Raw genomic sequence first — 13,328 nt, forward strand, 5'->3', positions numbered from 1 at the left:
GGCATAATCACTATATTAAGATATTTTTATCATTCCTGCAATGAAAACCCTTTCATTGCATATCCCATATTAACATATAATTACATAACATACCTACCAAAATTTTTATTATTTAACTCAGGAATAATGTTTGACTTTTCAGTATCTTAAGATAATTAACATTCGATCCATTAAATTTGCAGAAAAGCATGAAAAAAGCAGCCTGGTGGCCACTTTCAGTTTACAGACAAAATGGAGGTCGGAAAACGCCTCTTTCATCAAATAATGTTCCCAAACCAACACCTTTCAACTCCTCAGGTGTGGTTACTAACTAAAAGCCATAACAAAGTTGATTGGAGAAGAGGGTGCGAGACTCCTACGGGAAAAGCGAGTCCAGGGAGACCCCGCAGGCACAAGCCGAGGAGGCTCGCGGACCATACAAAACTGTAGACAAACTCGATTTTAGATCGAGTTTGTCTACAGTCTGAAAGCAGCCATCAGGCTGCTTTTCCCTTCGATCTCCGATTTAACTCGCCTTTTTTTCATCCATGGATTCAGCGGCACCCCAAATTTCGGATGCCCATTCAGGATGGTCGATGAATGGATTACGATTATTTTGCCAGTCATGAATGACATCATTCCGATGGTTCTCGAAATCGTCGACTGGATCGAGATCATTCCATTTCAAAAGTGTCGATAGCTTTCCATGAAGCGGCTTCGGATACGTATTGACTGTATCGGATAATTCAAGATCCAACTCGCCGTTACCTTCATATCTGACGGCCATGTAAAATAGCATCCGTGCTATATCGCCTTTAACATGGTCTGGCGGCTCCCATGAATCTGAATCAAACTTACACTCACATCCACTATATGTTTGACCTCCCTCGTCGAAATCAAGGTGGCCCCTTTTGCCATTCACTGTCACATCAGCGGGACGAAGGTGATGAAGGTCTGTCCCGGGACCTTTGCTTGTCCCAAAATCACCGTGGGACTTTGCCCAGACATGTTCGCGGTTCCATTGTCCGGCATTGCCCCCATTCGCGTTCTCCGAGATGGATTTTCCAGAGGAAAGCAAGATGACATTCTGTTCGTTCACCGGATCTTCATCCGTTTCTTTAAGGGCATTCCACACTTGATCATAAGTTAACATCGTATGGCCCTTAATTATCGAGTGCAGAACCGCTTTCAATTCCGTTCCCGTTTTTCCTGCCGCCGTTTGGTAATAAGCTTCAAGCGGCTTATCATTCGATACGGTCAAGGTGAAACGGGCAACGGCTTCCGATTGCTGGTCCTCGGCCTTGACTGCGACAAGGTATGTTCCAGCTGCATTTGCAGGAAGGGTTAATGTCTGGCCGGTGACTGTACCGATAGTGGACGAAAAGGTCAGCTTATCTCCATCTGGATCCGAGAAGTGCTCACTCAAATCGATGGTGACCTTGGAACCGGCTTTCACTTCAAGATTTTCCAGTTTTTTCGTTACGACGGGCGCATGATTCTCTTTAGGGTCGAAAGGGGAAGCAATCGCTTCCCCCTTGGAATTGACAAACTTGATATTCGATGTGTCGACACCTTCTGATACCGACCATTTCTGAACATTTTCAGCGCCCCTGATTTCTTTTACATTGGCGCTATCAATGATGACTTCCTTCACCGCCATGCCGCCAAAATCAATGATTGCACCATCCTTATCCGGCTTTATCGTCACAGCAGCATTCTTCAGCCCAAGACCTTTGAGTACAGCATATGAACCTTTTAACCAGATACCTTCTTCGATGTTGGATGTTTCGTCAAGATCGATCAAAACACTAGGTGAAGCAATCGTAAGTTTTTTTGTTTTAACGTTTGTCAGATTATACGTTTTTTCTGGAGCAGGCGTTTCAACTCCACCTGATTCAGATAAAGAGGTTGAAATCAATACAGGGTCATGATCGCTAGCCCTTCCGTGAACTTCCATGAAGGATGAATTAATATGGACAATATCGACTTTTGTGGATGCGGCCATATTATTCGATACCAGGATATGGTCCAGTACTTGTGAATTTCCTTGATATGTGTATGAATAACGTTTTTCAAAAGGAACTTTCTCGATCATATTGGTTAAATCTTTGCCCTTTAATGTTTTAAGCGGGGCCGAAAATTCAAAATCATTAAAGTCTCCAAGCAAGACGATATTCGCTTTGGCATCCTGTGACTTGATATCACTGACAAACCGATTGACGATAGAGGCAATTTGAAGCCTTTGCGTTTCACTTGAAAGGACAGGAGGCTGGTTTTTGCCGAATAACGGCTGGTCACCGCCCTTGGAATTGAAATGATTGGCCACCACCACTACGCTTTCGCCTTTAAATTCGAATTGAGCGGCTAAAGGCTTCCTGCTTGAAGTGAAGGCGGGATCGGCAGGCTCGATTCGTCCAGGGTTCAAGGTAAGTTTTCCATCTTTGAAGGCCACGGACTGTGTTGCCGTCCCTTTTGTTCCTTCAGTCAATTTGACACGGTCGACATTATACAAAAAGCCTACACGGATATTCCCGCCGGGTGCACCTCCATCAAGTTTATCTTCTGGAGCGATATCGATGTATTGATATTGCGGTCCGCCCAGCTCTTTTATTTTGTCGGTTAACTTCTTGGCACTTTGAGCAGAATCCGTTGTCCCGCTATCCGTTGCCCCATCATTATCCTGCATTTCCGTTACTCCGATGATATCGGGTTGCTTAAGATTGGTAATGATGGATGTTGCGATCGTTTCAACTTTTGAATCAGCGGTTTGAGTGGAGAAATTCTCTATATTATAGGAAGCGATCGATAGCTTATCAGCATCCTTCTCTAAAGATGTCACTTCCCGAGCCGTACCGCCATCCTTTAACGCGGGCAGCTGAGCTTTATCCGTCACTACCCTATAGTTGCTATATCCATAGCTGATTACACCCGTAACCGAGCCTTCAAAGAAATCACCCGTTTTCGCTGAAAATGATTCATCATTTATATCCAGGGTAATTCTTTCAGGGTTGAAATCCGTTTCCGTTATTTTGACGCCTCCAGCTGCAGTCGTCGTTTCCATATTCCCTGGAATCACGACTAATTCACCATAGTCTTGAGGTGCAACCACTTTCGGGTTATATACTTGCACGAGCATTCCTTCCAGACTCTCATAGAAATCAATGCCGTCTTCGCTTGGGTTAAAGTCTGTCAATCTATCATCATCGATGTTCTCAGACGGTGGAATGACATCTTTTCCGATGACGATCGGTTCTGGCATCACTGCAGTGCCAAGCTTTTCAATCGTCGTATTGGATAATTCAGTTGTTGGCAGATCCGTCGTTTTCATTTCAGCGTATCCTTCGATATACCACTCCGCGACTTTACCTGCCACTTTGACGTGATCTCCCGCTTTCAGGCCATGTGCTTTGTTGTACACAAGAATTCCCTCGGAAGTCGTTAAGTCCTTATCCGGGTTGGGATCTTGCATGTAAAAGTTATTCGCATCTTTTATATAAGTGACGACTCCTTCCACACCTGAAACGAGTTGAGTTTCATAGGATGAAAAATGATTCATCCCCTGAATGTCACGAATCTTCACTTCAGTGGTTTTGTTAACGGTATAGGCAAATGTGAAAACTTCCGATGTCTTGTCGTTGACAGCGATTGCCTTGATGACCGTATCTTTCGTTAAAATGATAGGTTCTGTGTACACAGCACTTGAAGACGTCGGCGTGGATCCATCCAGCGTATAATGGATTTTCGCTTCTTCCCAACCGGATTCAAGTGATACCTTTGTATTTTCACTAACCGTACCAGGGAAAATATCCGTGTATACGGCTGGTTTGTTTACCAGTTCATAATCTTCAATACCACGCGGCTTCAGCTGATACGTGTCATTGAACCTCGATCCGATTCCGGTTACGGAAATGACATCCCCTGCTTTAAAGCTCTTCACGAAATCTTCATAATTCGAACCGGTCCGGTTATCATGGCGAACGATGACGGATTTCCCTTCAGTATCTTCCGCCTTGAATTCGAATGTTCCGTATGTTCCCGATGCCGCCAATTCTGTAATGGTTGCCTTTTCAATGGTGACCAGCTCACCTTGTGTTTCCTCATTGACCCCAGAAGCATCAATTTTTTGGATTTCAGGAAGTCCATTTCCGGAAGAAACCACTTCAAGGGAAGTTGGTTGGATTTGCAATTCCTTATTATAAGCGGATACTTGTCCGATTAATGTAACCTTATCCCCTTGCTTTACTTCCGCAGGCCACGAAGAACCATAAACATATAGCCCAGCCGTTTCATCTTGGATATAAAAGCCTTTGCCTCCCCAATAACCAAGCCCCGTGGTGACCACCCCATCGACCTGCACTATATCTTCGGTATTCATGCGCGCCTCGGCAATGGAGTCCAGAACCTTCACATCAGGCTGTTCAGGAGTCGTCCCCCCATCAGAGATGATCGTGTAATCCGTTGCGGATTTCAGGCCGGGCACTGAAAAGTACTTTTCCAGCTTCCCCGTAATCGTCACCTGCACTTTAAGTAATTCCGGATGTTCGACCAAATTCAAAGCCGTTCGGATATTTCCGGCTGGAAGCTGAACGGGCATGATTTTCTTAACATCCGTTTCATCCGGACTATCCGCAATTCCTATGTTCGTACTTTCAGTAAAAGGCGATGTTTGTTGATAGCTTGTGCCGCTTTTAGCTGTACCGACGATATATCCCTTCACGGTCGCCGTTCCACTGTTATTATTAATCGCTTCCATTACCGATATTGTCCCTTCGGCTTTTGCAGCGGCTGCATTTGGCAGAACCGTTGACAGTACGATTAGTATGGCAAAGAAAAGCTTGCTTATCCCGTTCTTCTTCAAGATCTCAACCCCTCCAACTTTTTTTCATAGGCCCAGCAATCATTTGAATACCGCTTAAAGAATGGTTTCGCCATTCACGGTGACACCGCTCAGGCTCACGGTCTTACCGTCAAGTCCCGATAAATCCAAATCACCCTCTACCGTAACCTGTGAAAAAGTAAAATCATCCGGAGGAGTTCCCGTTAATGTAAGATTCCCTTTGACCACTGCATTTTCCAATGAAGCAATATCCGTGATATCCACAACTACATTACCTTCATGTGTTTTTGGGGCATCAGCCGTTCCGCCAAAGTCTTTAGCCAATACAACAGTCGGGCCTGTATTGCTTCCGGCCACATCCTTGATGCGTCCTTCGATGCTTGGATCGACAGTTTTCAGCCCGCTTACATAATCCCGTAAATTCTCCCAATCAGCGAGTCCGATATCCGTCACTCTTCCTTCTTCATAAGCCTTCTTGAAAACGGTGAATCCATCTCCGCCCTTGGCTGTAAAAGCATTGGTCGCCACGACATATTCCTTCGCTGCATCCAATTCGGAATATATTCCATCTAGTCCAAGGACTTCAACCTTTGTCACACGATTGCCTGCTTCCTTCGAACTGTCGTAACTGAATTTCATTCCGGAAACATGCAGGAAGCCGCCATTTTCCTTAGGAGCGAGGCTTACACTGTGCTCTAATGCTTCTTTGATTTCTGCACCCGTAAGCTTCATCGTCGCTAACGTGTTCCCAAACGGTAAAACGGTGAGGATTTCCCCTAAAGTGATCTCGCCTTGATCGATGCCAGCGCGGATGCCCCCGCCATTTTGGAATGCTATGACCGTATCCTTATTGAATTCCTTCGCTTTACTAAGCATTCCATCCGTAATTAAATTACCCAGTTCCGTTTCATTTTTGCGAACGCTCGGCTTCGTTGCATCTCCTGAATCACGCGGTGTTTCCAAGGCCTTCACAGCAGTTGCCCCCGTCTTCGTTTCCTTCAGCTCCTTAATCTTAGAGGAGTATGTTTCAAGGACTTTTGCCGCTTCAGCATCATCCTGTTTTTCAGAAAGCTTAATCAGCTGACCTGCTTGTCCGACAATCTTGCCTTTCTTATCGAATTCCACATCGATCGTTCCTAAATAGTCGCTATATTGATACCCTTGAACGATGACAGTCGGCTCTTTGGTTTTCCCTTTATCATCTTTATCGACAACAATGGGTGCGTCTAACTGCGTATGGCTATGTCCGCCCACAATCACGTCGATGCCCTTGACCTTGGCAGCTAATGTTAAATCATTGTCATAGGCTGCATTGTCATCGTAACCGATATGGGATACGGCAACTATCTTATTGACACCCATGCCTTTGAACGCCTTGACCGCTTTTTCGGCTTCTTCAAGATAGTTTTCAAATTCTATACTTCCTGGACTTGAAATGTCTTTCGTCTCTTCAGTTGTAAGCCCGAAGAACCCTACCTTTTGGCCATCCACTTGTTTTACGATGCCATTGTATACCTTCCCTTGCTCTGGCTTACTTGAAATCAGGTCTGAGAAAAGTCCCTTAAACTTATCATCTTTGGAGAAGTCCACATTCGAACTGACAAACGGGAACTTTGCCCCTTTAATGAAATCAGCCAAAGCTTGATGCCCTTCTGCGCTTGAACCCAAATCAAACTCATGATTCCCGAATGTCATGACGTCATATTTCATTAAGTTCATGAAGCGAAGATCCGCTTGCCCTTTGAATTCATTAAAATAGAGAGTTCCCGAGAATACGTCACCTGCATCAACCAAAAGAGCTTGGGGCTTACTCTTACGCACTTCCTTGACAGCCGTCACCCTTTTGGCCACATTGTCCAAGTGGGCATGCGTGTCATTCGTATGCATCAAGGAAAGCGTGATTGCCTTCGCAGGGTTTTTCAAAGCTTCTTCAGCAGCAGTGACTTTCTTATCCGCCAATGCAATATCCGAAAGGAACCCCTTTAGGTCCGACTCCTTGATTCCATTTAAATTAATGGCTGCTTTCGCCTTTTTAGCCGCGTTTATTTGTTCTTTTGTTTTTAGTTCCCCATTGGCAAGAGCTACATAGGCATTGACCCGTTTTGCCACTTCTTTTTTCTTTTCTGCATATACCGCATCATCATACTTACCTTTCACTTCTTTAACATAGGCATGTATGGCTTTTCCGAGCTTGGATGTTTTGCTGACCTTTTTCAACTGCGAAGAAACGGTTTGCATCCGCTTGTCCGCGGTCTTTAAATCCCCCTTATTCACCCAGTAAGCAGCCTTTTCATAATAGTATGGAACTTTCAGGTCACCGTTCAAAGCTGTTTTGGTCGCTTTAGTGAATTTATCGTATAGGAGCTTTTCGATTTTCGCACCGTAAACCGTATCTTTAATATCTTTATCTGCCTTTTTCACGGCTTGATCCAGTGCCTCGTATTGATTCCTGATATCAATTGATTTCTTGGCAAGTATTGAATTCGTAAGGTTGCCAATCGATTTGCCATGTGCAGCTTTTGCTTTCTCAGCCGCTTTATATCCTTTTACATAACCTTCTGAACGAGTGATATACTTATCATATGCTTCGATTTCTTTATATTTGGCATCTTTTTCTTTTTTGCTTAACATTGATTTTTTAATGGTAGAGTTGATGTCTTTTTTGGCTTGTTTTGCAGACTTGATTTGTTTTTCAACAGTGGACACTGAAGCGAGTTTAGAAGTGTAGAAATAGGTGTCGAATGGTTTTTTGATGGCGGCCTTGGCCGTTTTGATTTTACTATTCAGGCTAGTGGCAGCATCCGATGGTGCCGGCGCTACTGCTACGATCGTTGTCGCAGCCATTATGGTGGCTGATGCAATTTTTACGATTTTCTTTTTCCCCATTATCGTTAATCCCCCCATTAGTTCTATACTGACATAACATTCTGCTAACTTATCGATAGAATTGGCACACTTTTCCAGAAATTGAATTCCGACAAATTTACTTACCCATACACAAATCCACCCTACTTTTTTCCTCTAAAGATCCGTGTATCTCCTATATTACAACAAAATAATCCAATTTTAAAACAAATTTACAATACAACATCGAATATTAACAGAATATTATGATTATAATCACCCTAAAATACCTAGTAGAAGATAGATGTTATATCAACAAAATGATTTAATGGTAAAATAGCATCAGTTTCATTCGGAGTCACCCTTGGTCTTTATACCTAAATTAACCAAAAACGAAAAAAGAGAGAGTTAACTCTCTCTGAGACAGTAGACAAATTCGAAGAATAGCGAGATTGCCTGAAGTTTTTTGAAAGAACGTTCCAGCTAATTTCAGAAACCCGCTCCCTTTCCGCCGACTGGCTGCCAAGCCTCCTCGACTCAAGCGTCTGTGGGGTCTCGGCTAGCCAGTTATTCGGCAGGAGTGTCGCAAATTTCTTCAATCCAATGAGAGTTTCATAAAACAATAAAAAACCCAAAGTGTAACCATTTCTTAATCAAGGTTAGGGATGAGACTAGACCACAGTTTTTCTTTAAAAAACAATCCAGTGATTGGAACGGAAGGCGCGAGACTCCTGCGGGGAAACGAGTCCAAGGGAGGATCCCACAGGCGCAAAAGCGCCGAGGGCGGACCGCCGCAAAAAGCGGGCCTGGAATGGAAATGAACGTTCGAACCCCCCCAAACCCTTGGATTAAATGTTTAAGCTCCCTTCGAATATTGTCACGGCATGTCCGGAAAGTTTAACTGTGTCTTCCGTTACTTCAACCTTCAATAGTCCTCCTCTTTCCGATGCCTGATAGGCTATAAAACTACTTTTGTCCAACTTTCTTTTCCAATATGGTCCAAGGCAACAATGGGCCGAGCCGGTTACATGATCTTCGTCAAGGCCTTGGGCAGGGGAAAAGAAACGTGAAACGAAATCATATTCACCGCTATCCGATCGACTCGTTACAATGACACCCCGAATCGGCAATTGGGCAATGGAACCTATATCCGGCTTCATATTCCTTACGATTTCCTCTGATTGAACTTCGACTAGATAATCCCATTTGCTTTGTCCAACATACGCAGGCACAACACCTAAAGCTTTTATCAGTGATTCAGGGACAGCGGTCTCCTGCTCGATTAATGGCGGGAACTCCAATTGAACCATTCCATGAACGAATCTTGCTGTGAGAAGCCCACTTTTCGTCTGATAGACAATCGGTCGATCCCTTGGCACGTATCCTTTACCCCACAAAAAGAAAGAGCTTGCCAGCGTCCCATGTCCACAAATCGGTATTTCAATGGACGGTGTGAACCAACGCAGCTGCCATTCAGCTTTATGAAGGTGAATGAACGCAGTGACAGGCATATTAATCTCTTTTGCCATTCGCTGCATCCACTCGCTGTCACTTTCCCCGGTAAGAAGGCAGACAGCTGCAGGGTTTCCTTTAAAAGGTTGATCTGTAAACGTATTAATGATGGTTAATTCCATTAAATGTTCCTCCGGATAAGTAATATTCTAGTCTCCTAATTCCACAATGAGGAGCCCTTTTCCTTTTTTGAATGAAGAGTTCTCATTAAAATGAAAAAGAACACATATGGCGTCCTCGTTGTTAAAAAAACCTGTAATTCTTGTAGTGCATTTCGAAGTCACTAAAATAGACAGCTTTATAAAAAAAGCTGCCCATCACTATATTAATTATGTGTGATCCACCTTGCTGTAACAAACCACCCTACAGTTTCCGTACAATGAATGTATCCCCAAGCAATTCCCAATTCTGGGGAAAAGGATAACCAAGTACCCAATAACTGAGGCCCCTTGACCTGTAACTCTTCACCAGATCGAATTTAGCTTTAGCACTGCGTGCGTCCTCAAACCAAACTTCATGTGTGCGTCCCTGATTATCTTTGTACCTATAATACGGTGATTGGGCTGTCTCATCATATTTTATTTCTACATTATATTGGACGGCGCGTCTGATGGCTTCCTGCATGTCGAAAGTCTCTGCTTCCTGGCCCTCTTCATGAGGAATGAGCCAGTCCCGTGCATAAATTTGAAATCCTATGAAGATTTTATTTGTTGGTATCGCCGTTACGGCATAGTCAAGGACACGCTTTATTTCATTAATGGGAGAGATTGCCTGTGGCGGCCCCTTTCGATAACCCCATTCATATGTCATCAGCACTACGAAATCGAGCAGTCGTCCGTGAACTGGATAATCATGTGCTTCAACTAATAATCCCTTTTGGCTGGCGCTAGTTTTTGGGGCAAGGGAGGATGACACAAAGTAACCCTCAGGACGCAATCGATCCACTGCTCTTTGGAGAAAGCGATTATAGAAATCACGGTCCTCTGGTGCTACACTTTCAAAGTCGATATTCAATCCACGGTACCCTTTGTTTTTCATCGTTTTTATGACGTTGGTTAATATTTTTTCCACTAAACTTAAATCGGAAAGTATCGTATGTGCAAGCTGTGTTCCCGCTTCCGTCGCGGAAAAATTCGTTATGCACATCATGGGTATGACGCCAGTTGACTGTGCCGCCCGTATCGTCGGGGTATCATCTATGACTTCTAAGCTGCCATCTTGCCTCATTCTATAACCAAATGGACTTACGTAGGTCAAATCGTAGGCTACTTCACGTACCTGCTGCGCACCTGCTTGCCCGTAAACGTTTGTAAAACCATTTACTTCAATGATGGGTTTTGGTTTCTGGGGAATCCTCATTACCCTACCGATATGAATATTGGACGGATCTGTAATCCGATTCATCTGCATAATGGCTTGAACTGTCGTTCCATAACGTCTTGCTATATCATAAAGGGTATCTCGTTCCCTTACGGTATGATAAATAACCGGAATGGTTAGTCTCTGCCCTGGATAGATAGTAGAAGGATTTGTGATGCGATTCGATTGCATGATTTCCTGTACCGCAGTTCCAAACTGATTTGAGATTTTTTCTAGAGTATCCCCTTGCTGAACCCTGTACTGAAGATAAGGTTCGGGAATCAAAAGAGCTAGGCCAATCACCAGCTTATCTGGATTTTCAAGGCCATTGATCCGAACAATCCGGTTGGTACTGACACCATATTGCTGGGAAATTCCCCACAAAGAATCCCCCCTATTCACTACATGGATTTTCACATGCACTGCCCCACTTTCCTTCAAAATATTCCCTTCATTTTATTCCCTAGATAGCCCTAATATGATTTTTTGCGTTCAACATTCCAGTAATCTTTATTGAGAAAACCAAGGGAGTGATTACAGTAGAGGAAAAAATGAAAAAGACCACCATATGGCGGTCCTTCGTATTTCAGTGTTTTACCATTCACCCAAAGTTCCATATTGCGTCCTCGATTAAGCCCCAACAATCCTTGTCCATATTTATTTCTTTATGAACTCTGATTCCAAACGATTGTTTACGTTTTTATAAAAGTCCGGTAATTCTTGTAGTGCATTTCGAAAGGTTAATAGGATCTTATCGATTCCGATCGCTTTAAGTTCCTGGATTTTGATCGCAACCGATTCGTAACTGCCGATTAGCCCTGTCCTGAATCCCTCATTATTTGCTACAAAATCACTAATTGAAGACGCATTTTTCCACATTCCTTTTGTATCTTTACGGTTTTTAAACTGTGCTATTGCCGTATCGTCTGCGCGTTCGATAATATACTGATATTCGCTTTTTGCCTCCTCTTCCGTTTTTCTGGCAATGACAAAAGCATTGACGGCAAATTTCACTTCACGACCATGCTTTCGTGCTGCAGCCTTCACATATTCCATTTGTTCTTTCAACTCTACTATGGAAGCCCCATTCATAAAGTAATAGTCGGATAATTCACCCGCCATTTCTTGGGAATCCTGTGAATTCCCGCCTTGATAGATTGGTGGATATGGTTTTTGAATAGGTTTCGGTGCCAATATAGCATTATTGATTTGATAATAGTCTCCTTGATAAGAAAAATGATCGGTCGTCCACAATCCCTTTAAAACCTCCAGGTATTCCCTTGAACGTTTATATCGCTCTTCGTGCTTAATCCATTCTATCCCGAACATTTCTTGTTCTTCTTTAAACCAGCCGCTGACCAAATTAATGTGAAATCTCCCTTTTGAGATAATATCGATGCTCGAACCTACTTTAGCGAGGGTTGCAGGATGAATGAAACCCGGTAAAACCGCAGCAATGAAATGAATGTTTTCGGTATCCCCTGCCAAAGCAGTAATAACCGATAAAGGATCCAGTTGCCCTCTATCCGCCGAGCTACCTCCAATACTGCCAACATAGCGAATTGCATAAAGGATGGAGTCAACTTGTAGCTGGTCTGCCATTTTTGCAAGTTTACGATTGTATTCCATACTTCCATCCGTATTTTGTTCTACGTTTGCCCGTAAGAAACCACCGGATAAATTAGCTCCCCAGATTGAAAATTTCATATCCTTCTCCCCTTAGTTTTCAGGATCTTCCTGCTCATAAAACCTTTTCTCCAAATAATGGCCGCACCGTTCTCCCAAATCTTTCTGCTTCTTCCAAGTGTGGAAAACCTGATAGGATAAAATGCTTGACGCCAATATCGATATATTCTTGCAGGCCTTCCCTCACTTGTTCAGGAGTGCCTACAATGGCTGTACCTGCTCCTTTTCTGATTTTCCCGATTCCCGACCAACCATACCTTCCAAAACGTTCCTTGTTCTTCGTTAATTCATTCATCCGCTTTTGAGCCACCGAATCCGTCGTTTCATAGTAATGACTCATGTTTTCCAAAGATTCCCTGCCTGCCCTACTTATTATTTTCCTCGCTGCTTCCCATGCCTCATTCTCCTCGTCCCGAACAATCACATGAATCCTGACACCATATTCCAAATGCCTTCCATACTTCCTGGCCCTGTGTTTGACATCATTGATTTGTTGTTCAATTTGCTCCGCTGGTTCTCCCCATTGCAAATAAACATCGGCAGATTTCGCTGCAATTTCCTTTGCTGCATCGGATGAGCCTCCGAAATAAATCGGAATATTCGGACTTTGATGGATACTTGGATTCAATACTCCATCGCTGACCGTGAAATAGTCTCCTATATGATTCACTTTTTCTTCCGTCCATGATTTTTGTACCACATCAAGGAATTCACCTGTTCTGGCATATCGCTCATTATGCTCAAGGAAGTCACCATCCTGCCCCAATTCTTTTGCCGAACCTCCAGTAACTACATTGACAAGCATTCGCCCTTCCGAGAATTGGTCAAGGGTCGCGGCCATTTTTGCGGCAACCGTAGGAGCAATGAATCCTGGGCGAAAGGCAATCAATGGCTTGATCGTTCTTGTATGATGAATGATTGCCGAGCCCACTATCCATGAATCCAGGTAAGGGATGCCTGTTGGAATCAAAACCCCTTCAAAACCAGCCTCTTCTGCCGCTTTAGCAACATTCACTATATAATCCAAAGTGGGTTTCCTCTGCGGCTCGTTTAGTCCTAAGTATTCTCCATCGCCATTTGTAGGCACATACCAGTAAAAATGCACAGACAT

The 13,328-nt window shown here is 43.6% G+C and carries 6 protein-coding genes; all 6 read right to left on the bottom strand.

All coding sequences use genetic code 11. The annotated features are described in order from the left end of the window. Positions 1 to 505: 505 nt before the first annotated feature. The 6 genes from ACIQ0C_RS19540 to ACIQ0C_RS19565 all read right to left on the bottom strand — a co-directional run bounded on the left by ACIQ0C_RS19540 (position 506) and on the right by ACIQ0C_RS19565 (position 13,328). Positions 506 to 4,837: an endonuclease gene (locus ACIQ0C_RS19540; protein ID WP_403062970.1), complete on the bottom strand. Its 4,332-nt coding sequence runs from the start codon at positions 4,835 to 4,837 to the stop codon at positions 506 to 508. A 54-nt stretch (positions 4,838 to 4,891) separates the two neighbouring features. Continuing rightward, entirely contained in the window at positions 4,892 to 7,702 is a 2,811-nt protein-coding gene (locus ACIQ0C_RS19545; protein WP_403062973.1) for a bifunctional metallophosphatase/5'-nucleotidase, read from the bottom strand. Positions 7,703 to 8,508: 806 nt separating this feature from the next. Then, a complete protein-coding gene (locus ACIQ0C_RS19550; protein WP_403062976.1) occupies positions 8,509 to 9,294 on the bottom strand; it encodes a PhzF family phenazine biosynthesis protein in 786 nt (261 codons plus the stop codon). A gap of 241 nt (positions 9,295 to 9,535) precedes the next feature. Further along, a complete protein-coding gene (locus ACIQ0C_RS19555; RefSeq protein ID WP_403063272.1) occupies positions 9,536 to 10,948 on the bottom strand; it encodes a glycoside hydrolase family 18 protein in 1,413 nt (470 codons plus the stop codon). 240 nt (positions 10,949 to 11,188) lie between these two features. Further along, positions 11,189 to 12,238 (bottom strand): LLM class flavin-dependent oxidoreductase, encoded by a 1,050-nt coding sequence (locus ACIQ0C_RS19560; protein ID WP_403062979.1) that lies wholly within the window; start codon positions 12,236 to 12,238, stop codon positions 11,189 to 11,191. A 34-nt stretch (positions 12,239 to 12,272) separates the two neighbouring features. Further along, positions 12,273 to 13,328 (bottom strand): LLM class flavin-dependent oxidoreductase, encoded by a 1,056-nt coding sequence (locus ACIQ0C_RS19565; RefSeq protein ID WP_403062982.1) that lies wholly within the window; start codon positions 13,326 to 13,328, stop codon positions 12,273 to 12,275.

The sequence above is a fragment of the Peribacillus sp. NPDC096448 genome, assembly GCF_044762675.1.
Classification (GTDB): Bacteria; Bacillota; Bacilli; order Bacillales; family DSM-1321; genus Peribacillus; species Peribacillus frigoritolerans_B.

What these genes read in the sequence shown, in the direction of transcription:
- ACIQ0C_RS19545 (WP_403062973.1), bottom strand. Translation starts at nt 7,702, where the DNA reads ATGGGGAAAAAGAAAATCGTAAAAATTGCATCAGCCACCATAATGGCT.
- ACIQ0C_RS19550 (WP_403062976.1), bottom strand. Translation starts at nt 9,294, where the DNA reads ATGGAATTAACCATCATTAATACGTTTACAGATCAACCTTTTAAAGGA.
- ACIQ0C_RS19560 (WP_403062979.1), bottom strand. Translation starts at nt 12,238, where the DNA reads ATGAAATTTTCAATCTGGGGAGCTAATTTATCCGGTGGTTTCTTACGG.
- ACIQ0C_RS19565 (WP_403062982.1), bottom strand. Translation starts at nt 13,328, where the DNA reads ATGTCTGTGCATTTTTACTGGTATGTGCCTACAAATGGCGATGGAGAA.